The sequence below is a fragment of the Opacimonas viscosa genome, assembly GCF_024199005.1.
Classification (GTDB): Bacteria; Pseudomonadota; Gammaproteobacteria; order Enterobacterales; family Alteromonadaceae; genus Opacimonas; species Opacimonas viscosa.
The window spans coordinates 95,152-119,707 of the sequence record NZ_JANATA010000005.1; the positions used below are offsets into that span (position 1 = coordinate 95,152).

The 24,556-nt window shown below is 42.6% G+C and carries 24 protein-coding genes; 9 read left to right on the forward strand and 15 right to left on the reverse strand.

Translation table 11 applies throughout. The features are described 5' to 3' along the window. Positions 1 to 11: 11 nt before the first annotated feature. The 4 genes from moaB to NLF92_RS04560 are packed head-to-tail and all read left to right on the forward strand — an operon-like array spanning position 12 to position 1,727. Entirely contained in the window at positions 12 to 554 is a 543-nt protein-coding gene (moaB, locus tag NLF92_RS04545) for a molybdenum cofactor biosynthesis protein B (RefSeq protein ID WP_254099321.1), read from the forward strand. A gap of 3 nt (positions 555 to 557) precedes the next feature. Then, the gene (gene moaC / locus NLF92_RS04550; RefSeq protein WP_254099323.1) at positions 558 to 1,040 is read left to right on the forward strand and encodes a cyclic pyranopterin monophosphate synthase MoaC; all 483 of its coding nucleotides are present in this window, start codon (positions 558 to 560) and stop codon (positions 1,038 to 1,040) included. Positions 1,041 to 1,057: 17 nt separating this feature from the next. Beyond that, positions 1,058 to 1,306, forward strand: a complete 249-nt coding sequence (locus NLF92_RS04555; protein ID WP_254099326.1) for a MoaD/ThiS family protein — start codon at positions 1,058 to 1,060, stop codon at positions 1,304 to 1,306. A gap of 13 nt (positions 1,307 to 1,319) precedes the next feature. Continuing rightward, on the forward strand, positions 1,320 to 1,727 hold the full coding sequence (locus NLF92_RS04560) for a molybdenum cofactor biosynthesis protein MoaE (protein WP_432420207.1): 408 nt from the start codon (positions 1,320 to 1,322) through the stop codon (positions 1,725 to 1,727). Between the two features lie 17 nt (positions 1,728 to 1,744). Here the strand turns inward: NLF92_RS04560 and NLF92_RS04565 are convergent, their stop codons facing one another. From NLF92_RS04565 to NLF92_RS04575, 3 genes are read right to left on the reverse strand one after another with little or no spacing between them, the layout of a single operon-like run. Continuing rightward, positions 1,745 to 2,758, reverse strand: a complete 1,014-nt coding sequence (locus NLF92_RS04565; protein WP_254099329.1) for a glycosyl transferase family protein — start codon at positions 2,756 to 2,758, stop codon at positions 1,745 to 1,747. A 3-nt stretch (positions 2,759 to 2,761) separates the two neighbouring features. Then, positions 2,762 to 5,521, reverse strand: a complete 2,760-nt coding sequence (locus NLF92_RS04570) for a nitrate reductase (RefSeq protein WP_254099331.1) — start codon at positions 5,519 to 5,521, stop codon at positions 2,762 to 2,764. Continuing rightward, complete coding sequence (locus tag NLF92_RS04575; protein ID WP_254099333.1) at positions 5,518 to 6,168, reverse strand: ANTAR domain-containing response regulator; 651 nt, start codon at positions 6,166 to 6,168, stop codon at positions 5,518 to 5,520. Before NLF92_RS04575 ends, NLF92_RS04570 begins: the two co-directional genes overlap by 4 nt. A gap of 321 nt (positions 6,169 to 6,489) precedes the next feature. Between NLF92_RS04575 and moaA the strand changes: the two genes are divergently transcribed. Both moaA and mobA read left to right on the forward strand, forming a co-directional pair. Then, complete coding sequence (moaA, locus tag NLF92_RS04580) at positions 6,490 to 7,461, forward strand: GTP 3',8-cyclase MoaA (RefSeq protein WP_254099335.1); 972 nt, start codon at positions 6,490 to 6,492, stop codon at positions 7,459 to 7,461. Positions 7,462 to 7,509: 48 nt separating this feature from the next. Continuing rightward, a complete protein-coding gene (mobA, locus tag NLF92_RS04585; protein WP_254099336.1) occupies positions 7,510 to 8,076 on the forward strand; it encodes a molybdenum cofactor guanylyltransferase in 567 nt (188 codons plus the stop codon). Between the two features lie 48 nt (positions 8,077 to 8,124). Here the strand turns inward: mobA and NLF92_RS04590 are convergent, their stop codons facing one another. Both NLF92_RS04590 and NLF92_RS04595 read right to left on the reverse strand, forming a co-directional pair. Then, a complete protein-coding gene (locus NLF92_RS04590) occupies positions 8,125 to 9,015 on the reverse strand; it encodes a response regulator (protein WP_254099337.1) in 891 nt (296 codons plus the stop codon). Between the two features lie 278 nt (positions 9,016 to 9,293). Continuing rightward, positions 9,294 to 10,508: an ammonium transporter gene (locus NLF92_RS04595; protein ID WP_254099338.1), complete on the reverse strand. Its 1,215-nt coding sequence runs from the start codon at positions 10,506 to 10,508 to the stop codon at positions 9,294 to 9,296. Between the two features lie 217 nt (positions 10,509 to 10,725). Between NLF92_RS04595 and NLF92_RS04600 the strand changes: the two genes are divergently transcribed. Next, a complete protein-coding gene (locus NLF92_RS04600) occupies positions 10,726 to 11,688 on the forward strand; it encodes an ATP-grasp domain-containing protein (RefSeq protein ID WP_349293219.1) in 963 nt (320 codons plus the stop codon). Here the strand turns inward: NLF92_RS04600 and ribA are convergent. The 3 genes from ribA to NLF92_RS04615 form a co-directional block, all read right to left on the reverse strand. Then, positions 11,673 to 12,278, reverse strand: a complete 606-nt coding sequence (gene ribA, locus NLF92_RS04605; protein ID WP_254099339.1) for a GTP cyclohydrolase II — start codon at positions 12,276 to 12,278, stop codon at positions 11,673 to 11,675. The two genes, NLF92_RS04600 and ribA, sit on opposite strands and share 16 nt — an antisense overlap. A gap of 84 nt (positions 12,279 to 12,362) precedes the next feature. Next, on the reverse strand, positions 12,363 to 13,775 hold the full coding sequence (locus NLF92_RS04610; protein ID WP_254099340.1) for a protein adenylyltransferase SelO: 1,413 nt from the start codon (positions 13,773 to 13,775) through the stop codon (positions 12,363 to 12,365). Then, complete coding sequence (locus NLF92_RS04615; RefSeq protein ID WP_254099341.1) at positions 13,751 to 13,978, reverse strand: hypothetical protein; 228 nt, start codon at positions 13,976 to 13,978, stop codon at positions 13,751 to 13,753. The genes NLF92_RS04610 and NLF92_RS04615 overlap by 25 nt, the downstream gene beginning before the upstream one ends. 119 nt (positions 13,979 to 14,097) lie before the next feature. On the opposite strand from NLF92_RS04615, the gene NLF92_RS04620 reads away from it, so the two are divergent. Further along, entirely contained in the window at positions 14,098 to 14,838 is a 741-nt protein-coding gene (locus tag NLF92_RS04620) for a glutathione S-transferase N-terminal domain-containing protein (protein ID WP_254099342.1), read from the forward strand. 10 nt (positions 14,839 to 14,848) lie between these two features. On the opposite strand, the gene recQ is transcribed toward NLF92_RS04620, so the two are convergent. Continuing rightward, on the reverse strand, positions 14,849 to 16,684 hold the full coding sequence (gene recQ / locus NLF92_RS04625; RefSeq protein ID WP_432420205.1) for a DNA helicase RecQ: 1,836 nt from the start codon (positions 16,682 to 16,684) through the stop codon (positions 14,849 to 14,851). Positions 16,685 to 16,941: 257 nt separating this feature from the next. Between recQ and rarD the strand changes: the two genes are divergently transcribed. Beyond that, a complete protein-coding gene (gene rarD, locus NLF92_RS04630; protein WP_432420206.1) occupies positions 16,942 to 17,862 on the forward strand; it encodes an EamA family transporter RarD in 921 nt (306 codons plus the stop codon). Here rarD and uvrD read toward each other — a convergent pair whose 3' ends face one another. The 6 genes from uvrD to lysA form a co-directional block, all read right to left on the reverse strand. Next, a complete protein-coding gene (gene uvrD, locus NLF92_RS04635; RefSeq protein WP_254099344.1) occupies positions 17,863 to 20,031 on the reverse strand; it encodes a DNA helicase II in 2,169 nt (722 codons plus the stop codon). It abuts the gene before it with no gap. Between the two features lie 97 nt (positions 20,032 to 20,128). Beyond that, positions 20,129 to 20,845 (reverse strand): HAD-IA family hydrolase, encoded by a 717-nt coding sequence (locus NLF92_RS04640; RefSeq protein WP_254099346.1) that lies wholly within the window; start codon positions 20,843 to 20,845, stop codon positions 20,129 to 20,131. Then, complete coding sequence (locus tag NLF92_RS04645) at positions 20,842 to 21,726, reverse strand: tyrosine recombinase XerC (RefSeq protein WP_254099348.1); 885 nt, start codon at positions 21,724 to 21,726, stop codon at positions 20,842 to 20,844. The genes NLF92_RS04640 and NLF92_RS04645 overlap by 4 nt, the downstream gene beginning before the upstream one ends. Further along, a complete protein-coding gene (locus NLF92_RS04650) occupies positions 21,727 to 22,443 on the reverse strand; it encodes a DUF484 family protein (RefSeq protein WP_254099350.1) in 717 nt (238 codons plus the stop codon). It abuts the gene before it with no gap. Then, positions 22,440 to 23,270 carry a diaminopimelate epimerase gene (dapF, locus tag NLF92_RS04655; protein ID WP_254099352.1) on the reverse strand — a complete coding sequence of 277 codons (831 nt, stop codon included), beginning with the start codon at positions 23,268 to 23,270 and terminating at the stop codon, positions 22,440 to 22,442. The genes NLF92_RS04650 and dapF overlap by 4 nt, the downstream gene beginning before the upstream one ends. Before the next feature lie 35 nt (positions 23,271 to 23,305). Next, the gene (gene lysA / locus NLF92_RS04660; RefSeq protein ID WP_254099354.1) at positions 23,306 to 24,553 is read right to left on the reverse strand and encodes a diaminopimelate decarboxylase; all 1,248 of its coding nucleotides are present in this window, start codon (positions 24,551 to 24,553) and stop codon (positions 23,306 to 23,308) included. Positions 24,554 to 24,556 lie beyond the last annotated feature (3 nt).

Genomic DNA, 24,556 nt, shown 5'->3' on the forward strand with positions numbered 1-24,556 from the left:
ACAGGAAAATTATGCACAACATCAATCCAGAAACCCGCGTAAGTAGACCGTTAAATATTGCAGTTTTAACCGTTTCTGACACACGTACATTGGAGAATGACACCTCAGGTCATGCCTTGGTGGAATTAGCGCAAGAAGCAGGTCATCATTGTACTGCGCACCAAATTGTCAAAGACGATATTTACCAAATCCGTGCTACGGTATCTGGCTGGATTGCCGATCCAAATATTCATGCCATTATCTCCACCGGCGGCACTGGTTTCGCTGGACGTGATTCTACGCCAGAAGCCATGTCGGTGCTTTTTGACAAAACGATCGAAGGCTTTGGCGAGTTGTTCCGTGCTACTTCATTTACAGAAATAGGCACGAGTACTATCCAATCTCGAGCATTGGCAGGCTTAGCTAACCACACAGTGATTTTTTGTTTGCCTGGCAGTACAGGGGCCTGTCGCACGGGCTGGCAAATTATCCAGCCACAGCTTGACGCCTCTCATCGTCCATGCAATTTTGTCGCGCATCTATTGCCTGTACAGGCTTGTGATAGTCGAGGGTAAACTATGACACTGACTCATATTGATGCGAATGCACAAGTCAACATGGTGGATGTAACGGATAAGTCTCCTACCGTTAGAAGCGCATATGCCGAAGGATATTTAGATCTTTCTCCAGCTGCCCTTGCACAAGTCATGCAAGCAAATAACAAAAAGGGCGATGTACTGACTATTGCCAAAATTGCTGGGATCCAAGGCGCTAAACAATGCGCGAATCTAATCCCACTATGCCACCCACTGGCATTGAGTAAGGTTGAAGTGAATATTAGCTGTTTACCAGAAAGTTCATGTATCCATGTGACGAGTATGTGCAAACTCACTGGCGTAACTGGAGTCGAAATGGAGGCCCTGACCGCCGTACAAATTGCACTTTTGACGCTATTTGATATGACCAAAGCTGTTGACCCAGCCATGACCATGCGCGGGATCAGAGTATTACAAAAAATCGGTGGTAAAACAGGTACATGGCATCATCCTGATGCTTCATAAATAACGAGGAATACATCATGTTTAAAGTCTTATTTTTTGGTCAACTGGCTGATATGTTGGATTGTCGTAATCTCTCTATGCCAGCCAGTAGTGCTGCCAATGTGTATGACTTGTTGGATATTTTACGCGAACGTGACCCCAAATGGTCAAAGGCTCTCAACACTGAACAGCTGATGATGGCAGTGAACCACACACTAGTCACTCCAGAACATCCGATTGTCGATGGTGACGAAGTAGCAATATTTCCTCCCGTCACAGGCGGCTAATTCAGTGGTTCATATTGCGGTGCAAACAGCAGATTTTGATGTCCATCTTCTCTATCAATCTTTAGTTGAGGCTAATTCGGCAGATGGAGCAGTGGTGACCTTTGTCGGCCGTGTCAGAGAGTTTAATCAAGGTCAGCAAATTGCTGATATGTTTTTAGAACACTACCCAGGCATGACTGAAAAAGCGTTGCATGAGTTGGCTCAACAGGCTCAGAAGCAATTTACCATCAATCGTGTGAGTATTGTACATCGTGTCGGTCATTTACGTTTATCTGACCAAATTGTGTTCGTCGGTGTCACCTCGGCACACCGTCAAGATGCCTTTGCGGCATGCATGTGGCTGATGGATGAACTAAAATCACGTGCGCCTTTTTGGAAAAAAGAATCCACTACCCAAGGTACACGGTGGGTCAGTGGCTGACACAAAGGACACATGGCCTACGAGGCCACATCTATACTTGTACTTGTAGTTTTTAGCATATTTGATGGGTCTCGTTGATCCCATAAATAACGCGCTCTAACAGAGGCTTGCTCATAGCTAATATTTTCCAGCACAATCAAATACTGAGTCATTGAACCGATGATGGCGGCATCAGCATAGTCACTTCGATAATTGCCTTCCCAGCACAGGCGCAGATCGTTACAATGCATTTCTCGTGGTTTAATTTGCCATTGAGGTAGCTGTGCAGGAACCAGTTCTTGGATAATGTTGCCTTCGACACACCGAAACAACTGACAATCTCGCTCGGGGTTCATCTCCGGCTCTCCCCCTTCACCACGAATACATGCTACAACGCTATCACCGAGTTCTTGCGCCGTTAAGGCATGGCGCTCATCAAAATGACGATGATGCACACCGTGAAAACTCACGCGCGCTTGGGCTGGATTAAGCATTCTTGCAATCGTGTTAGCACTAGAGCGCAAACCTAACTCTGCTCGCATATCCATTACCTGTGACAATGCGGGCAGCACAGCATACAGTGGTGCATAGACTAGATTATGTGTAGCCAATTGTTGTTTTGCCTCAGTTGCATGGGTGGCAATCGGTAGCCCTAGCTCACGAAATACCGTATCTAAATACAATCGTTGTGATTGACCTTCGGCATGACTGTGCATAAAAATTCGGTAACCGTGCTGTGCCAAACACAATGCTGCTAACACATACCAAGGCAGATGACGACGCTTACCTGCATACCCCCCCAAATCTAGGTCGACACCCAGCGCTTGCCATTCAAAAGTCACTTGGGCACGCGCGGCATTAACAAATCCCGCTAATTCAATATGACTTTCTTCTCGGACCCGTAATAACATCAAAAAAGCCCCCACTTGCGCAGGTGTCGCCTGCCCATTAAGCACCATAGTATAGGCAGTTTGCGCCTCATCTAAGGTGAGATAACGTCCTGCACGCTGGCCACGACCAATAATTTTGAGATAATCTGCAAAGTCTTGCATCGCTTACTTGTCCTCTATTTGTTTAACTGGGATGACTGTCATATCGGTATCTGGCAACACATTAGGTAAAGTCCGTGCCGAACCTGCAGACTGCTCAATCAGTTGTTGTAATTCTGGTTTACAGGAACCACAGTTCGTGCCACATTGTAGCTTCTCTCCGAGGCTCGAGACTGTATGGGGCTGCTCTTGTAACACAGCATTAATAGTATTTTCCCCCACTCTAAAACAGCTACAAACTAAGCGCCCTTGACGATGCACGTCGGGAATATCACGACTTAGGAGCGCGCCATAGGTGGCAGGTGCTACGTTACCTGCACCCAGTAACTCATCAAGCCATGCCCAAGGCAGGTCGCTGTTCGTGAGGGTTGGTTGACATGATTGACTGATACACATGGCTTGAATATGCCCATCTTTGAGAAGTATTGCAGTAAACTCAGAGGTAGCTGCACCTTGGATACTGACCCAATTCCCTGCTCCTTCTTGCCACTGATTTTGACACTCACTTAGCGATATTGGTTGAGAAAGTGACACACTTAATGCTTCGCCATGCATCAAGCCAAAGCGCGCCCAATACTCACCCAAAGTAAGTTGTGGTTGCGCTGATGGGCGATAAACGATCTGCAGAGCTTGCTGCATCGGTAATGGAGTGAGCTTGACACTGACAAATTTACTCTCTGGTTGTCCTGATATAGGATCGACGCGCGAACTATAGCAACGACTGACATTAGCACTCGGTGCGGTCTGCTGCGTCCAGTGAATGGGGACAAAGCAGCTACCTGGACGGATCCCAGGATCAGCAGTAAATGGAACCGTAATGTGACCATAGCGACTACGTATAATTACCCAATCGCTCGATGTTAGATTAAGGTCTTTAATATCTTGGGGGTTCAACGCTACATTTGGTGCTTGCTGATGATTGGCCAACGTTGCACTACGTGAGGTTCGCGTCATCGTATGCCACTGATCTCGTAGGCGGCCAGAATTCAAAATAAATGGGTAATCATTTTGTGGTGGCTCAACGAGCGCTTTGTGCGCCACAGGTACAAACTGAGCCTTCCCAGATGGTGTAAAAAAACGCCCATCGGCAAACATACGCTGAGTACCATAAGGATGCGTTGTATTTACCGGCCAGCGGATCGGTGATAGTTGATCATACTGCGTTTCGCTCAAATCAGACAACCCAGAGATATCAAAATCTCGTAACGGATCATCTCCCCCATTATGATAGCCAGATAACGCCGCATGTTCCGCAAAGATTTGTGCAACATTTGTGTATGCAAAAGCATCGGCATAGCCCATACGCTGAGCAACTCCGCATATTAACTCCCAATCATGACGTGTCTGTCCAGGCGGTACAACCACACCACGTTGGCGTGAAATACAACGTTCAGAATTCGTCACTGTGCCATTTTTTTCTGACCAAGTTGTTGCGGGTAACACAATATCAGCAAAGGCCAGTGTGTCATTTCGAGTGTAACATTCCGATACAACAACACAGTCACAAGCCGCTAGAGCCTCTTCTATTTGATTGCGGTTAGGTAAGCTCACTACTGGATTAGTGGCCATAACCCATACTGCTTTCACCTTACCTGTTGCAATATTGGCAAACAAATCAACGGCTTTTAACCCCATTTTGGTTGGTATAGTGGGTGCGTCCCAAAATGTTTGGACCCACTGTCGGTGCTGAGCATTATCAATGTCCATATGTGCCGCGAGCATATTTGCTAACCCTCCGACCTCGCGGCCTCCCATTGCATTGGGTTGGCCCGTAATCGAAAATGGCCCCATGCCAGGCTGTCCCAGGCGTCCTGTTGCAAGATGGCAATTGATAATGGCATTGCATTTATCTACACCTTGAGAAGATTGGTTCACACCTTGTGAGTAAAATGTCACGGTTTTTGGCGTTACTGCAAAGCGTTCATAAAAATCTCGAATAGCGGTAGCGGTCACGCCACAAGTATGTGCAACACTATCCACATCATACTCAGTAGCAGCTTGTAATGCAGTCGTAAATTGTTCAGTGCGCTGAGCAATATAATCGTGATCAAGATATTCTTGCTCAGCTAAATAACACAACAAGCCGTTGAACAGCGCAATATCCGTACCGGCTTTGATGGGTAAATGTATATCGGCCAGATCGCATGTGGCATTTTGTCGCGGGTCGATTACGATTACTTGAACACTTGGATCGGCTTGTTTGGCGGCTTGCATTCGCTGATACAAAATTGGATGTGTCCAAGCGGCATTTGAACCGACTAGCACGAGTAATTTAGCTTCTGATAAATCTTCATAACAACACGGTACCGTGTCACTCCCAAATGCACGTTTGTAACCAGCCACGGCTGATGACATACACAGGCGAGAATTCGTATCAATATTAGCTGAACCAATAAAACCTTTCATTAGCTTATTAGCCACGTAATAATCTTCGGTGAGGATCTGTCCAGAGACATAAAAAGCCACCGCATCAGGTCCATGTTCTGCAATAATATTAGCAAAACGACTTGCGACTTCATCCAACGCTTCATCAACACTGACGTCAGTACCAGCTACCGAGGCGGTAAGCACACGGTCTTGCGGGAGAGTAGTATCAGCAAGATGAGTCCCTTTTACGCATAGCTTACCCAAATTAGCAGGATGCTCGGATGATCCTTTAACCCCACTGACCTCTCCATTAGTAACCGTGATGTCTACCCCACAGCCCACTCCACAGTAAGGGCAAGTGGTGCATTGAGTGTGCTGTGTAAATTGTTCCTGACTCATCCAGCGTCTCCAGTTGATGGCTTGCCAGTCTGCGTGTCTAACATGGGAGCCATAGCTATAATATTTTTGGCTACATCTGACATTTTTTGGCCGTTGTTCATCGCCATTTTACGGATACTTTGATACGCCTGAGCTTCACTCATACCCTGTTTTTCTATCAAAATAGCTTTTGCTTGATCTACCCATTTACGGCTTGATAATTCTGATTTAGCTTCAGCAAGCTCAGCTTTTAACGCTTGTGTGATATTGAAACGTGTATTTGCTACAGCGATTATTTGGCCGATGCGTGTGACTTCATCGCTTCCTGAAATATATGCACTCACTCCAGCATTCAATGAAGCCTGCATCAACGCCACATCATCGTGTTCGGACAATACAATCACCGGTTTTGGATTAATCTGTGAGAGTTGAGTCAATGCGGCTAACATAGTGTCATTAGGTGCACAGGTATCTATCACAATGACATCTGGCTGAACGTCTTCAGCAGCTTTAAGAATAGTTACATCAGTAAAATTGACTTGAGTGATCTCATAAGGACCGGTATGGAGAACTTCCTGCAAAACCAGACTACGCTGGGCAACATTAGAGTCAGTGACGAGCAAAACGTGCGATAATGTAGGTTGAGAAGAGGTAGAAGCGTGGGACATCGTTGTGCCATGGTGCAAAGCTATATTCATATGCTTACTACAACAACTTTCGTACCAGTTTTGCTAACTCATTGTAAGAATTATATAAAATATCATTAAAAACAATCTGTTAACATTTACCCCAAGTGCTTATACATCGTTTTGTTTCATTTCAGTGCATATCTATCAATTTCTGCACTGCAATCGTGAGTTTTCCCGAATAGCACATCAAGAATAATGAACAAAATTCTTTAACTTATTGTTTTTATTGACTTATATAGTTGGCACAAACCTTGTAATCACAATGTATTATTTATCCTATTGTGATTTAGTGAACCCCTTATGCTAGTCGATACTCACGAACGTGCGTTCTTTTATGTACGGTTATCCATCACCGATGCGTGTAATTTCAAGTGCAATTATTGCTTGCCTAACGGGTATCGCAAAACACAATCACATAATTTTCTTTCTCTCTCAGAAATTTCCCGTCTTGCTCGTGGACTGGCTCAGGCTGGGGTTCGCAAAATTCGTATTACCGGTGGTGAACCAGCACTGCGCAAAGACCTCACTGAGATCATCAGCCTCGTCGCCCAAACCCCAGGTATTGAAGAGGTTGCATTAACAACCAATGGTTTTAATTTACTGCAAAATATCGACGCTTGGCATGCAGCCGGCCTCACACAACTTAATGTCTCTATTGACAGTTTAGATCCCAACCAATTTGCACTGATTACAGGCAGCAATAAACACCAAGCGATTCTCGATGGTATTTATCGAGCACTGGCACGAGGACTCCCCACCAAAGTCAATACTGTATTACTGAAACAATACAACCTGCATCAGTGGTATCAATTTTTGGCTTGGGTCAAAGACACGCCTATCAGTCTGCGTTTCATTGAGTTAATGCAAACAGGTGATAATGCTACTTTCTTTGCTGATAATCACGTCCGCGGAGAGCAATTTTTAGGACATCTACAAAAACGTGGTTGGCAACTTAGTCCACGCAGTGCAACCGCAGGCCCAGCACTAGAGCTAGCTCATCCAGAATACCAAGGTAACCTTGGCTTTATCTTACCTTATAGCGATGATTTTTGTGCTAGTTGTAACCGTCTTCGGATCACCGCACGTGGTGCGCTACACGCCTGTTTATTTGCCGAAGAAGGGCAGTCTTTAAGACACCTATTACAAAACGATTCAGACATTCCACAACTTGAGACTTGGTTACAAGGGCAGTTGCAACATAAAACAGCAACACATGGGTTACACCAAGCCAACTCTGGTAGCACCTCGCACTTAGCCATGTTAGGCGGGTAGTGCTTGGTTTGTTATGCTTGTTGTTAAACATGAGAAAATGGAGAAATGATGCATATCACAGGAGTTGTCTTAGCCGGTGGGAAAAGTCAGCGTATGGGGCAAAACAAAGCATACTTACAACGCTTTGACCAATCCATGCTAGATTTTACTGTCGCATTGCTTACAGCAACCGGCATCGACCGAGTTGTCATTAACACTAATCAACCACATCCATTACATTACCAGCGTATTGCCGATATCCATCCTGATTGTGGACCGCTTGCTGGGATCCATGCTGCTATGCACACATATATCGGTCAAACCGATGCACTATTGTGTATGCCTATTGATATGCCATGCATGCAAGTACAATGGTTACAAAATTTACTCAATCAGGGTAAGCGAACTCGCCGTTTTGTCCACGTAGCCAATCACCCTCTACCGCTCTTTGTCCCATGTACAGACTCCATTTTTATGGATCTCACTGAACGTGTTACCTCTGCGCAAGGACTCGGTGTTCAACAATTTGTGCAAGCACATGGCGCTGATCTAATCACGCTAGATGTAGATGATGCATGGACCAACACCAATACTCCCGACCAATGGGAACGAGCTTTAGAAAAAATTAGTGGTTAAAGGCTAACAAAGTGCTGACATACCTTCTATGTACCTGAAACAAGATACTCAGTTGATACAAAAGAACTCATTTGAACGTTTGGCTTCTTCTAGTGCAGCTTCCGCACTTTCCAGAATGCTTTGATGAGAGTTATTGAATAAATGATTGACTGTAGTGATCCCTACTTTGAGAGCATTACTAGGAAAATTTATTTTAGATGTTGGGCTGTTTGTCGTAAAAAAGAAAGTCTCATTAATCCGGTCGGCAACACTTAACGCGCCTTGTAAATCTGTATTTGGTAAAACAACTGCAAACTTAGTATCAGATAGTTTAACCACTGAGTCGTTTTCGCGTTTAATAATACGGTTTATGATACTCTGCAGCGTCTCACTACACATTTCTTTAGAAATATCACAGGCATCAGCAAGAGAAATAGTCACTTGTGAGGTATCAACATCAAATAATAATAAACTAAGTTGCTCATTTTCAACATTGCGACGTTTCAATTTTTTTAAACGCAGATCCAATTGGTATTCGGGGGTAATATTTTTTTGGGCGTCTAAATACTGATAGTCTTTGGCGCGCTTGTAAGCATTCACATGATGTGTAATTTTACTAACAAATTGAGCAGTGGAGCTGTCTTTGCTGAGGTAATCCACACCACCAAACCTGAACGTGTTAATCCTCATTTGAAGTGATTCATCATTCGATATGACAATAATTGGGATATCACGGGTAATCATGGATTGCTTGAACTGCATGCTAAGTTCAAAAGGGTTGTGAAGCTCGGTGTCTAGATCCAGGAGAATGACGTCAACATCACCTTGGTAAGCGACTTGCAAACCTTCACTTGGTTTTTGTACAACTTCAATATCAAAGTATTTATATGTCTCAGGCAATACTTCAGCAAAGTGCATATTAGCATCGATAACCAGTATTTTAGGTTTATTAAAGTTCACTAGACTACACCATGCCTATCATCGTCCTACGATTGATAAACAAGCAAAAAGTTTAACCAGTAAATCCTTATGCTAGCTCTCTGTTACTATACATCTAAATCTCAAATATACCAGAAAAATATTTTCTATTGACGTGATTCAAAGTAAACATTCTAGTGCTTACTTTAAGAAAATGACAGACCACATACTGCACAACTGGGCACAAAAAAAGAGCTATAAATTATATAGACCCTTTTTTTACATTACTACTAAACGTTCATTCTGTATTTAATGAACGTTTATCCATTATCTGAATTAGTCGAACCGATGCGATGAATGGCTAAATCAGCACCTTTGTACTCGTCTTCTTCCGATAAACGCAAGCCCATTAATTGCTTCACACCACCGTAAACAATTAATCCACCAATAAGTGCAACCGAAATACCAGCAATAGTACCAACCACTTGTGACATAAACGCTACACCACCTAGACCGCCTAAAGCTTCTAAACCAAAAATACCAGCAGCAATACCACCCCACGCTCCACACACACCGTGTAAAGGCCAGACACCTAAAACATCATCTACTTTGATTTTGTTTTGCATAATGGTAAATAACCATACAAACAACCAGCCAGCAACACCACCAACAAATAAAGACCCCACTGGATGCATGACATCAGAACCAGCACAAACCGCAACTAATCCTGCTAATGGACCGTTATGAATAAAACCAGGGTCGTTTTTACCAAACCACATTGTAGTTAAAATACCACCAACCATCGCCATAAGAGAGTTCACAGCGACCAATCCACTAATGCCATCTAGCGCTTGCGCTGACATCACATTAAAACCAAACCAACCGATACAAAGTATCCAAGCACCCAAGGCTAAAAATGGGATATTAGAAGGTGCAAATGCATTTAGCTTACCATTTTTATAGCGTCCATTACGCGAACCTAGCAATATAACGGCAACTAAAGCTAACCAACCACCAACACCATGTACTACGACTGAGCCGGCAAAATCATGAAAACTTGCACCAAAAGACGCTTCTAGCCAAGCTTGGAAACCGTAATTACCATTCCAAATGATGCCTTCAAAGAAAGGATATACAAAACCAACAATTAAGCCAGATGCTATTAGGAAAGGATAAAATTGGGCGCGTTCAGCTATACCACCAGATACTATCGCGGGAATAGCTGCGGCAAATGTCATCAAGAAGAAGAACTTGACCAGTTCATAGCCGCTATTTGCACTTAAATCTGCTGCAGAGGCCAAGAAAGTTGTGTCATATGCAATAAAATAACCAATAAAGAAATAACAAACACAAGATACACCAAAATCAGTCATGATTTTTACTAAAGCATTCACTTGGTTTTTATGACGCACAGTCCCTACTTCTAAAAAAGCAAAACCGGCATGCATCGCAAACACCATCACGGCACCAAGCAATACAAATAACGTATTCGCACTTTGCAGTAATGTTTCTACTGCACTATTCACTGTATCCATTAGACTCTCACACTTTGATTGATTTGCCTCAAAATGAGGCATCTGTTTTACAAGTAAAGCTTAGTAGCAAAGAACATTCCACTAATTTATAGTGCTTGATTGACAAGGTTTCATCGTAAATTGAGGCAATATTGGTCGTATTCCGTATAGTCCAATGCATTATTCTGGGGCGTTTCGCACAGACACAGTGCAGTTATATTGATAGTAATGAAACCCTATGCAGTTTTACCGCAGCGGGTTAAACAAAAAAATGGCTATTCCACTGAGTATCAGTGATAATTTATATTATATAACATCAAATAATCGCACCCATATGCAAAAAATCTGTTTTCTCTCTACTGATAATCTTGAAGACTTTTATGTTTGGGATGATTTATTAATCCCTCATTTTGCGGCTAAAGGTTACACAGTCGATGTTATATCTTGGCATGCACCTGATGTAGATTGGTCTAATTATGAATTAGTCATTGTCCGCAGTACCTGGGATTATCAGGATGATCCCAAGGCTTTTACTGCAGTACTCGCCAGAATAGAAGCCAGTGCAACAGTACTTGCCAATCCCTACGCACTGATGCAGTGGAATATTTCTAAGTGGTACCTACAAGACTTAGCCAGTGATGGGGTAACTATTATTCCGTCCCGATTTTACAAAGGAATAAATACTGAAGAAATAGCCTTACATTTCCAAGAGTTTGCTTCTGCAGAAATAGTAATTAAGCCTTTAATCAGTGCCAACTCAGACAATACATTTAGACTCACTCCAGAATCATTGGTAGCCCAAGCTGACACATTAAATACTGTTTTCAATGAATTAGACTGCATGGTACAACCCTTTCTAAAAAGCATCATTACCGATGGTGAGTACTCACTCTTCTATTTTAATGGGCAATACTCACACGCTATCAAAAAGGTTCCTAAACAGGGGGATTTCAGAGTTCAAGAAGAGCATGGTGGGCAGCTTTACACCATTACCCCAGATATGGAACAGATGATTGCTGCGAAGAAAGTATTAGCGAAACTACCAGAAGAAGCTCTCTATGCAAGAGTCGATTTGGTATTTAATGAACAACAATGGCAACTCATGGAAGTCGAACTCATAGAGCCATCGTTGTACTTTAATATGGATAAACATTCACCTGCTAAATTTGTCGCCGCGAGCTTGGATTATTTGAACAAGTGAGGGTCGAACTCGTGTCCAAGTTTTTCTGTTTTCGTTTTAAGATAACCTTTGTTATCGGCTGTCATGCCATGATCAATGGGTTTTCTAGAAACGACATTTATCCCCATCTCAGTAAGTGCTGCGATTTTTTTCGGGTTGTTAGTCATTAAACTGACATTTTGTACACCAAGGTGCCCCAGCATAAATTGACAAATATCATACTCACGTAAATCTGCGTCGAACCCTAAATGCTCATTCGCTTCTACCGTGTCCATACCTGTATCTTGCAAGGCATAAGCACGGATTTTATTTAATAAACCAATCCCCCGTCCTTCCTGGCGCAAATACAACAACACCCCAACCTTATTCTCCGTAATGTTTTGTAATGCTTTTTCTAGCTGAAAACCACAGTCACACCGTGTTGAGAACAACGAGTCACCCGTTAAACACTCAGAGTGTATACGAATCGGCACAGTATCTTCGCGCTGCCATTTGCCAAAGGTTAGCGCAACATGCTCTTGGTTAGTGGTAACATCTACAAAACCGTGAATGGTAAACTCACCAAATCGAGTTGGTAATTTAGCAGCACTAACAAATTCGTATCTAGACATGATTGGAGAAGGCCTTTGATTTTATATAAGCAATATATTGTAACGTTTTTTTCGATTTCAAGCAGTAAGATTTAGTCGTTAGAGCTAACTTGAACATGACAATGCAATTCCTTTAACGTCAGCGTCTGGTGCTGTGGCAAAGCGTGGGGCACTAACAGGTTCGGAAAAAGGCGTCGATAATGCTGCCAAATAGGCATTAAATGGCTCAAAATCACCTGCTTCAGCTGCTTCTATGACGTTTTGCGCATGATGATTACGCAACACTACCGCAGGGTTTTCTTTAGTCAAACGTGATTGTAAATCAACAAACGAAATGTTTTGTGCGTTAATAGCCGATTGGTAGTTTGTAAACCATTTATCAAAGCTTTCAATATCAAGATGTAAGTCACGTACCTCATGCATCTGTGCCCACGATTGATGACCGCATAACTCTCGAAAAGCCAAATGATAATCATGTTTGGTCGTTTGTAGTAACAAGGTAAACTCAGTAATACACGCCAAAGCTTCTGTGGTTTTTTCGGAAAACCCCAAACGTCGTAACATCAGTTCATGATAATGAGCAATCAACGTCTCCTCAAAACTTTCTAATACCCCAGTGATACTTGGGATATCTGCGTAACGTCTAAACGCTTGACCCAATGCGTTCAAATTCCACAGACCAATGCTGGGTTGGGCTGAAAAACGATAACGTCCCTGGTGATCACTGCGATTACAAATGTAATGTGGTTCAAAATCATCTAAAAATGCATATGGCCCATAATCAAACGTAATACCGTGAATTGACATATTATCGGTATTCATGACACCGTGATTGAAACCATAAGCTTGCCATTTAGCGATCATCTTTGCCGTAGATGATGTAATTTCTTGTAACATCGCTAAGTGTGGATTTTCTGCTTGGCGCGCTTGCGGAAAATGATGCTTAAAGGCATAAGCAAACAACTTATCTAATTTTTCTGGTTCATTACTGTGGTGATAATATTCAAAATGACCAAACCTTAGATGACTCGGTGCTGTCCTGATCATCATTGCCGCTCGTTCTTGTTGTTCTCGATATACTGGCTCGTCTGTTGTAAACAAACATAATGCTCTGGATGTTGGAATGCCTAAATGATGCATCGCCTCACTCGCTAAATACTCCCTGATGGTAGATCGCAATACCGCACGTCCGTCAGCATGGCGGGAATAAGGTGTTGGCCCTGCCCCCTTTAAATGCAAGTCGTGTTTCGCGCCATCAGCTCCAATCACTTCTGCCAGTAACAAACCTCGACCATCCCCGAGCATCGGGTTCCATTGGCCGAATTGATGTCCACCGTATTTTTGAGCAATCGATAATTTGGTTAATGGCGTGTCAGCAGAAAATAACTGTCTGACTAAGTTATCCTCGTCTAACCAGGCTTCAGGCAAACCAAGCCCTTGCCATAATTCATGATTGACCGTGACTAGTTTGGGTGAATACAAAGGTGTTGGTATTATTTGGGTAGCACACTCTGCCAACTCATTTGCATAGCTATACGTAAAGCCACAACGTGTGGTTGTTTTTTGGGGTAGCGATTGGCCGTTAGAAGAAATGACGAGCTCCAGTTTTCTTTGCTATATAAATCGTAAGATATCGCTATTTTACGGTTTAACCAACAGTTAAGTTTAGCCTCGACGGATAAAATATTAACATCAGGATGTCTATTTTGTTTTAACGTCATTGTAATGCGTTTAAAAAGTGTGCATTTAATCATACAATGCGCATAACTTTTAAGAGTTTGCTGTAATCCGAATCATCGCTACGATGGTATTAAAAGAATAATAAAAAAAGGTACAACACATGATTACTTTGCATCATTTAAACAATTCACGCTCTCAGCGCATTCTCTGGTTGCTCGAAGAACTGGGTTTGGAATATACCACCCAAGCGCATCACCGTGATGCTAAAACGGGACTAGCGCCTCAGTCCATGCGGGATATATTTCCTCTTGGTAGATTTCCCGTCGTAACAATATCTACACAGAATAATGCAGACGAGAGTCATGACAACACGCCTATTGTTTTATCGGAGAGTGGTGCAATAGTAGAGTATCTTGCCCACAAATACTCTGCCCAGGCGACTCATTTAGAACAGTCCTTGATTATTCCCCCGAGTGCCCCCTTATTCCAACAATATTCCTTTTGGTATCATTTTGCCGAAGGGACGATGATGCCCCCACTTATTGCTAATCTAGTTTTAGGTAAAGCAAAAGCGAAGAAAAAACCCATTTTTGTAAGCACTATTGCTAATAAAGTCATCGACGCTATTTTAGATGCATACTACACTCCAAATCACGAAGCTAACTTAGAGTTTGTGAAGAGCCATCTTGCTCAGCAACAAGCCAACGGCTCGCCTTTCTTTGTTGGAAAAGCACTGAGTGCTGTTGATATTATGATGCTGTTTCCATTGGAGGCTTTAGTGGCTACCCAAGGTAAGAAGATCGATGCTGTTATTCACAAATATGTTTCTGCAATGCAATCTCGCAAAGCCTATCTAGCCGCCTTAGCAAAAGGTGGGGATTACGATTTCGGACCTAAATAAGCGATGTCGTTTATGCCATACAGTGTGCAGTAATCGCTGCGATAAAATCATTCCCGTACTTTTCTAATTTGACCTGACCAACACCACTGATCTGTAAAAAATCATATTGGGTTTGTGGTAATTGGTCAGCCATATCCATCAAACTGGCATCGGAAAACACGACAAAAGGTGGGATATCTTGCTGATCTGCAAGTTGTTTACGCAGGTGTTTTAATTTAGCAAACAACGCTTTGTCATAGTTTTTAGCCGCACTTGTCGCTTTGCGAGTACTCACTACGGTTAAACGAGGCACGGCAAGTTGCAATTCAAATGTACCGCGTAGAACGTCCTTGGCAGCCTCGGTTAAACTCAGCGCACCATACCGTGTAATATCAATACGCAAGAATCCTTGGTGCACAAGTTGATTAATAATATTAAACCAATACTCATCAGGTTTATTCTTACCAATCCCAAATGTCGAGATTTTATCAAAACCAAACTCAATAATTTTGGCGGGCTTTCGACCTTTCAACACCTCGACTACTTGGTTAGCTGTGCCTTGTTGACGCATTCGATATACACAAGACAATACTTTTTGCGCAATCTCTAGCGCACTAAAATGCTGAGGTGGATCCAAGCAAACATCACAATTTCCGCATTGAGTATCACTGTATTGAGCAAAATAATTTAATAAAACTTGGCGACGACAGGTTTGGGCTTCTGCAAATTTTTGCATAGCTGCAAACTTTTCTAACTCAACCTCGGTCCTTGCTCCCTCACCTGTTTCAATCCATTCTTGGATCCTAGCGGCGTCACGTTCGGCAAACAATAATAACGCTTCTGCCGGTAAACCATCACGTCCTGCTCGACCTGTCTCTTGATAATAAGCTTCAATACTACGTGGCAAATCATGGTGAATCACGAAACGTACATTAGACTTGTTGATGCCCATGCCAAAAGCGACAGTCGCAACCATAAGTTCAAGGTTATCAACTTGAAAATCACGCTGAGCTTGGGCCCTTTCATCGGTGGTTAAACCTGCATGATAAGCACCACAACGATAACCACGCTGATTCAGCTTTGTCGCTATCTCGTCTACTTTTTTCCGACTATTACAATAAATAATCCCGCTGCCATCGCGCTGTTTAATAAATTCTACAATTTGATCAAGGGGCTTGTATTTACTAGCGACCGTATATTGAATGTTCGGTCGGTCAAAACTAGCCAGATGTACAAACGCATTATCCAAACTCAACTGATGCGTAATATCCTCACGTGTCGCGAGATCAGCTGTGGCGGTAAGTGCCATTATTGGTACGTATGGTAAGTGCTCACGTACCTTGCCTAGCATACGATAATCTTGTCTGAAATCATGCCCCCAATGCGAAACACAATGCGCTTCATCTACCGCAATCAACCCGATATTGAGTTCTTGGAGGCGCTCCATAAAATTCAGCTGTAATAAACGCTCGGGTGCTACAAATAAAATATCCAACTCATGACGATGCATTTGACCGAATACAGCTTGTATTTGCTCTGGAGTTAAAGCTGAGTTTACTAGTCCCGCATTTATGCCAACCGCTCGGCATTGTTCTACTTGGTCTTGCATCAATGAAATAAGCGGAGAAACCACCAAAACTAGACCATCTTGGGCCAAAGCTGGAATTTGATAGCATAGCGATTTTCCGCCACCCGTTGGCATCAACACCAGCGTATCTTTTTTGGCCAAAGCTTGTTCAATGACGATTTCTTGGCCGACGCGGAAAGTCGAATACCCAAAAGTATCTGCTAGGATCTTGGTCAATTTATTATGCTGCGCTGTAGCTTCTGCGACATGATTTACTGAGGCTGTATAATCTACTGACAAGGATGTTCTCTTTTATAGCTTCATAAACTGCTTAGTTCATTAATCTTGTAACTCTACCGTGCAAAGCAATTTATTGGGTGATGTAGGTAAAGAAGTCTCGAATTTTGCTGAGCTTCATCACTCTAACCAAAGAATTCAGTTATTTAATTTTACGCTGTTTTTGGCTAAATGGTTACTGTCTTAAAGAAATAAATCTCTTGCTAACTGACGATGATTAGACAACAATTCCTGTATCCTCGAATTTTCCTACAGAACTCATGTCCAAGATGCCTCCTGCTACTCCAAATACGACACCTATGTCAGACCAAAAAGCAGGTGTTTTATTAGCCATAGCTGCTTATTTTATGTGGGGTTTAGCCCCGATTTATTTTAAACAGTTACAAGATATCCCTGCCGTAGAAATTTTAATGCATCGGATAGTTTGGTCTGCAGTCGTTTTGGTCGGTCTTATTTTTGCCCTGCGTCAGATAGCTAAAGTCAAAGCTGCACTGCAATCTTCCAAAGTCATGTTGATGTTACTGGCCTCTGGCATTTTGTTAGGAGGGAATTGGTTATTATTTATCTGGGCAATCAACAACGATCATTTGCTAGAAGCGAGTTTGGGTTACTATATTAACCCCTTATTTAATGTGCTATTTGGGTTTATCTTCTTAGGCGAACGTTTTCGCCGTTTACAAAAAGTGGCAGTAGGCTTAGCTTTTTCTGGCGTTTTAATTTTGCTAATTACCTTTGGCGAGGTTCCCGTGATTGCGTTAACGCTGGCATTGAGTTTTAGCTTATACGGATTATTACGGAAACAAGTCTCGGTAGACTCTATCCCTGGTTTATTAATAGAAACACTTATGATGTTACCTTTGGCTCTGGCGTATTGGTTATGGACTGATAGCCCAACAAGTAACTTTGCTCACAATACAGCCACACTGAATGCTCTATTAATTTTTGCAGGCATTATTACCACCGCACCTCTACTGTGCTTTACTGCTGCCGCTCGCAGGATCCTTTATTCAACACTCGGGTTCTTTCAATACATCGGTCCAACACTGATGTTTGTCTTGGCTGTATTGCTATACAAAGAACCCTTTACACTAGAGCGTTTAATCACCTTTGGCTTTGTTTGGGCGGGTTTAGCTATTTTCACTTTTGATGCTTATCAGCACCATAAGAAAAACAAGCTTTGATTAAAGCGGCTGTAATTTCGCATAAGCGAGCACCAGCCATTTGGCACCAAAGTCATCAAACTGAACTTGCACTCGAGCACTTTCACCCGACCCTTCATAATTTAGTACGGTGCCTTCACCAAACTTAGCATGTTCCACACGCATACCTAGATTAAATCCACTCTCATTAAATGCTTCATGTGACGTGGTAGGACTAAAACGATTATGCACAGGCTGTGAAACGGTCTGACGTAAACGGATTTCCTCCATACACTCAGCAGGAATTTCACGAATAAAACGAGAGGCGGTATGAAACTTATCTTGGCCATAGACCCGACGACATTCTGCATAAGTCATATAGAGTTTTTGCATCGCTCGCGTCATACCAACATAACACAAACGACGCTCTTCCTCTAAACGACCTGGTTCGTCATTACTCATCGCCGAAGGGAACATGCCTTCCTCAACCCCGCCCATAAAAACTAATGGGTATTCCAACCCTTTTGCTGTATGGATTGTCATCATTTGTACCGCATCTTGATGTGCGTCGGCCTGATTTTCGCCAGACTCCAAAGACGCATGAGCTAAAAACGCTGACAATGGCGTCATATCATCGGCCTCTTCTGGCACCTCAAATTGTTTGCAAGCGGTGACTAACTCTTCTAAGTTTTCAACCCGAGCCTTCGCTTTTTCACCTTTTTCCGCTTGATACATGGCTAACAAACCGGAATGCTTAATCACGTGATCGGCTTGTTGCTCCAATGCATTTTCTGCGATATCGGCAGAGAGTTGTTGTACCAAATCGACAAAGGCTTGTAATGCATTCCCCGCACGACCTGACAGCCTTTTTTCTTTGAGCATTAACACAGAGGCTGCCCACATGGATAATTCATGATCTCGCGCAAACTCACGAATATTTTGTAGGGTTTTATCACCCATACCGCGCGTCGGTGTATTAACAATCCGCTCAAATGCAGCGTCATCCTGATGATGATTAATCAAGCGGAGATAGCTCAACGCATCTTTGATTTCTTGGCGTTCGAAAAAACGTAACCCGCCGTAAATACGGTACGGTAACGCTTCATGCAACAAAGCTTCTTCCAAGACTCGTGACTGGGCGTTGTTGCGGTACAAAATAGCGCAATCACTCAAGGCATTGCCACCATCCAGCCATTCTTTGATACGACCTACAATGAAACGAGCTTCATCTAATTCATTAAATCCTGCATAAATTCCAATCTTTTCGCCTTCGGCATCTTGGGTCCACAGCTCTTTACCTAAACGACCTTGATTATTATCAATAACTGCATTTGCCGATTTTAGAATGTTACCCGTTGAACGGTAATTTTGTTCTAAACGAATCGTTTTTGAACCTGGAAAATCTTTTAGGAAATGGGAGATATTTTCAACGTTAGCACCACGCCAACCATAAATTGACTGATCGTCGTCACCCACAATCATCATGTTATTGTGATCTGCAGACAGCAGTTTAAGCCATGCATATTGAATATTATTCGTGTCTTGGAACTCGTCGACCAACACTGCACGGAAGCGGTCTTGATAATGCTTTAGTACCCTTGGATTATCACGCCACAACTCATATGCACGAAGTAATAATTCAGCAAAATCGACTAACCCAGAACGGTCACAGGTTTGTTGATAAGCATGATAAATCTCACGCATTTTTTGTTGATTAGCATCCCCATGTGTTTCTATATCATTAGGTCGTAAGCCTTCATCCTTATTGCCATTTATATACCACTGGATAGATTTTGCTGGCCAATGTTTTTCATCTAAGTTCATCGACTTGATAATGCGACGAATCAGGCGATGCTGATCATCTGAATCGAGAATCGTAAATTGCTCTGGTAGGTTTGCCTCACTATAATGAGCTCTCAATAAACGATGGGCTAAACCATGAAAGGTCCCAATCCACATAGAATGTAACGAACGACCTTGTAAATGCTCCAAACGACCACGCATTTCTCGAGCCGCTTTATTGGTGAAGGTCACTGCTAAGATAGAAAACGGCGCGATATTCTCTACAGCCATTAACCATGATATACGATGAATAAGGACGCGTGTTTTACCACTCCCAGCACCCGCAAGCACGAGACAATCTTGGGCAGGTGCCGCTACTGCATCTCTTTGCTTATCATTTAAACCATCGAGTAATTGAGAAACATCCATCGTTGTGCTGACCTTGTACATTGATATTTTTTTGGAATTATAACGTAAGCTGTGAATATATACAGTATAAAATCAGATAGTGATACACCTTAGATACTTATATTAAATCGACTAACTCATGTAAATTCGTTAATTGGACAGAAGGTAAAACTCTGAACTTTTCTTGATTGATACTCATCTCGCGATCATCTGCATACCAAGCCGTCTGCATACCCATTTTGTAAGCACCCCAAACGTCATTTATCGGACAATCACCGATATGCAAAATATCTTGCATCGACACGAGCAAATCTTGTTGTGCAGCGATAAACATATCTGGATGAGGTTTGGCTTTATATTCGACACTGGCATGATAAACACCCGTAAAATACTGAGCCAATCCAATTTGTTGCATATTTACATTCCCATTAGTAATAGCAATCAAAGGGATTTTACTGGCTAACACTGACATGGTGCTATGGTATTCTGGGTTTATCGTAAAATCACTACGTTTGAAATAAAAGTATGCAAAACAATCCTGTGCCGTTTTACTTGCCTCAATAGGATTTAAACCTAAGTCCGAAAAAAGAAATTCTAGAGTTGCAAGGCGCAGTTTGCACATATCAAAAGCGATTTCTGGACGTTGAGTTAACACTTTTTCTTTCGCCGCTAAACGGTCAGCCCACGTGATATGACCTAAGCTAGGATATTGATCTGCAATATAGTGAGTGAGTGCTTGCTCAGCCTCTTTGATATATGGCCAGTTGTTATAAAAAGTATCATCAATATCAAAAGTCATTGCTTTTATCGGCGTAATCTTGCGGTAAAAAATCATTTTTTGGCCCTAGGGTGTGCTTTATCATACACACGAGCAAGATGCTGAAAATCGAGATGTGTATATACCTGTGTAGTCGATAAATTTGCATGCCCCAGCAGTTCTTGAACAGCACGCAAATCACCTGATGATTCTAATACGTGTGTAGCGAAGGAATGGCGCAGTTTATGAGGAGAGATATTTGTATTCATTCCCTGACGCACGGCAAGTTGGTCCAAGCGTTTCGCTACTTGGCGATTACCCAGGCGATTGCCGCGCTGACTTAAAAATACCGCACTAAAATCGCTGACTAGCCATTGTGGCCTTACTTTTAGCCAATCTTGTAATGCTTCCCAAGCAACATTACCTACAGGAAGTAAACGTTGTTTTTGGCCTTTACCCCAGACTTTAAGCTGTCTACTCGATAAAATATCTACCATATTTAACCCAGTAACTTCACTTAAACGCAAACCACAACCGTAAACCACTTCAAACATCGCTTTATCTCGAATATCGTGAAGGGATTCAGGGGTAAAATCTAATAAACTAGAAACCGCTTCTGCAGGCATGTTTTTAGGTAGTAATTTACCGATCTTTGGTGCACTCACCGACTCGGCGGGGTTTTGCTGTAACACCTTGCGCTCAACTAAAAACTGACAGAAATGTCGTAAAGCTGATAAACGCAGGCTAATAGAGCGGGCTGATAATTTCGCTTGTTTAGATTTCATGACCAACAAGCGGACATGATCGACTGTCAATCCATCCCATCCAGTCAATCTCAAAAGGGTTTTGCTCGTCTCAATATGGCTATGGTAGCTTTGTATGGTATGCAAAGAATAATGGCGCTCAACTTGGAGCATTTGTACAAAATCAGTAATGAGTGAATCTGTACAATCCAGCATTTACTTCTCCAATATGCGCCTAAGGACTTGTTCTAATAGGCGTTTTAACTGCAATAGAAATAGCGTATCCATATCCGGATGAAAATGCGTAGGACTATCCGAGCCGACAGCTAAAATACCCAGCTTTTCTGCTTCACCCAACAGCATTAACGCACATGAATTCACCGAAGCGTCATTGAATATTTGCTTGGTCTCTGCTTGCCCCAAACGCCCAAAGAAAAAATCACTATTTTTGAAACGCTTCTCAATAAGTTGATGATGCTGGAAATTAGCAAAATCTGGACTTTTCACAAACAAGTCTACAGTAACGTTAGCAAATGCCAACTCACCTTTAAAGCACTGATGTAAAGCGTCTTCTACCGAATCTATGGTAGTACAGTTGTATAGCGATTGCAGTAATTGAGCATACACTTGGAACAACTGTTCGTTGTTATCAGCTGTGCGTATCAAAGAAGCCAGCTCTTGTCTTTGCTGGTGTAACTGAGTTCTTAGTTGCTCTGTTTGCATCTCAACCAAGGAGACCGTTCCTTTTTGTTGGTGCGGCAGAGCGAGTTCCGCAACTAAATCAGGATAATCAGTAAAAAAATCGGGATGTTCCGCTAGATAATCTGCGACGTTTTGGGCTGTCACATTGAGTTTATCACTAGTCTGAAACGCAGAGGTTTCCCCTTCTGATTGAGGAGAGTCCGGTGGTGTTGGCAAATTATCTTTGCTCATAGGTGAATTTTTCCATCATATACAAATTGGGCGGGACCTGTCATTTTTAAGCTGTGGTCAGGCCCTGGCCATTTAATAACGAGATCACCACCAGGTAAGGTGACTTTGACTTCTTTGTCTAATTTTCCTTGGATTTGCCCAATGGCAACTGCCGCACACGCCCCACTGCCACAAGCAAGTGTCTCACCGACACCACGCTCAAAGACACGAAGTTTGACTGTGCTGGAGTTAATAATCTGCATGAATCCGACATTAACTCGAGCTGGAAACCGCTCATGACTTTCTAATAATGCCCCGACGCCTGTGACATCATAGTTATCAACATCGTCCACAAGAATCATACAATGTGGGTTACCCATCGATACCGCACCACAGAAATACGTACTATCGTCATTACGTATGATATAAGTTTTTTCTTGTTTTTGAGCTTTGATTGGAACAGCATCGGGTGCAAAGTTTGGCTTGCCCATATTCACAGTGACTTGACCATCTTTTTCTAGATACAACATCATCTTGCCAGCTTTTGTGGTCACTGCAATTTTATGTTTGTTGGTCAAACCTTTGGTTTTGACAAAGCGTGCAAAACAACGAGCGCCATTACCACACTGTTCTACCTCGGAGCCATCCGCATTATATATACGGTAATGAAAGTCTTCTTCGGGCGCATATGGTGGCTCAACGACCAGTAATTGATCAAAACCGATCCCGAAATTGCGATCCGATAACTGTTTAATTTTTTCCTGTGAGAAAAATACATTTTGGGTCACATTATCAACGACCATAAAGTCATTTCCCAAGCCATGCATTTTTGTAAATTCAACGACCATTATGACGCCTTGTTTTAGTTATTATTCAACCGTCTTTATACCGTTGATTCGTTAGCCCAAAGATCAGCTAGCACTTCGCGTTTACGCACAACATGAACTTGTTCACCATCCACTAATATCTCAGCAGCTCGAGTCCGAGTATTGTAATTTGATGACATTACAAAACCATACGCACCAGCGCTTTTTACTGCCAAGATATCATCAGATTGAATCGCCAAATCGCGGTCTTTACCCAAGAAATCACCTGTTTCACAAACCGGTCCTACGACATCATAAGTCACTTTAGGTGTATTTAATCTTGGCAATACAGGAACAATGTCCTGCCATGCGCTATATAGGGCTGGACGCAGTAAATCGTTCATCGCTGCATCAATAATTGCAAAATTCTTTTCTGCATTTTGTTTAACAAATTCGACCTTAGTAAGAAGCACACCTGCATTCGCAGCTATGGCACGGCCAGGTTCCATAATTAACGTTAGTTCGGGGCGCTGTGCCATTCGGGATGCAATCGCCGAAGCGTAATCGTTCGGGTGTGGTGCAACCTCATCTTTGTAAGTAACGCCTAAACCACCACCCACATCCAAATGTTTGATATGAATATCTAAACTTGCTAATTCATCAACCAAACTCAAGAGGCGATCGAGTGCATCAACAAAAGGAGCCGTTTCGGTTAACTGCGAGCCAATATGACAATCCATTCCTTTAATGGTTAGGTTCGGTAAGGTTTTCGCGTACTGGTAAGTCTCTACCGCTTTTTCGTGTTCAATACCAAATTTGTTGGCTTTTAGACCAGTGGAAATATATGGGTGGGTATTGGCATCTACGTCAGGATTGATCCGCAAAGAAATAGGCGCTTGTACGTTTAGCTCCGCAGCTACTTTTTGGATGCGATCTAATTCGGCAAATGATTCGACATTAAAGCATAAGATCTCTTGTTCTAGCGCAAAGCGGATCTCATCTTCAGTTTTTGCTACACCAGAAAAAACGACTTTACCTGGATCCCCACCGGCAGCTAACACTCGTGCTAATTCGCCACCAGAAACAATATCGAATCCTGAGCCTAACTTTGCTAGCACACTTAACACGCCGATATTTGAATTCGCTTTTACTGCAAAACATATTAAATGTGGATGGGCAGACAAAGCGTTATCAAAAGCATACCAATGCCGTTCTAAGGTTTTGCGGGAATAGACATAAGTCGGTGTACCGTGTTCGGCGGCTATTTGTGCTAAAGAAACGTCCTCAGCGAATAAGGTGTTATCTTGGTAGGAAAAAAAATCCATTAT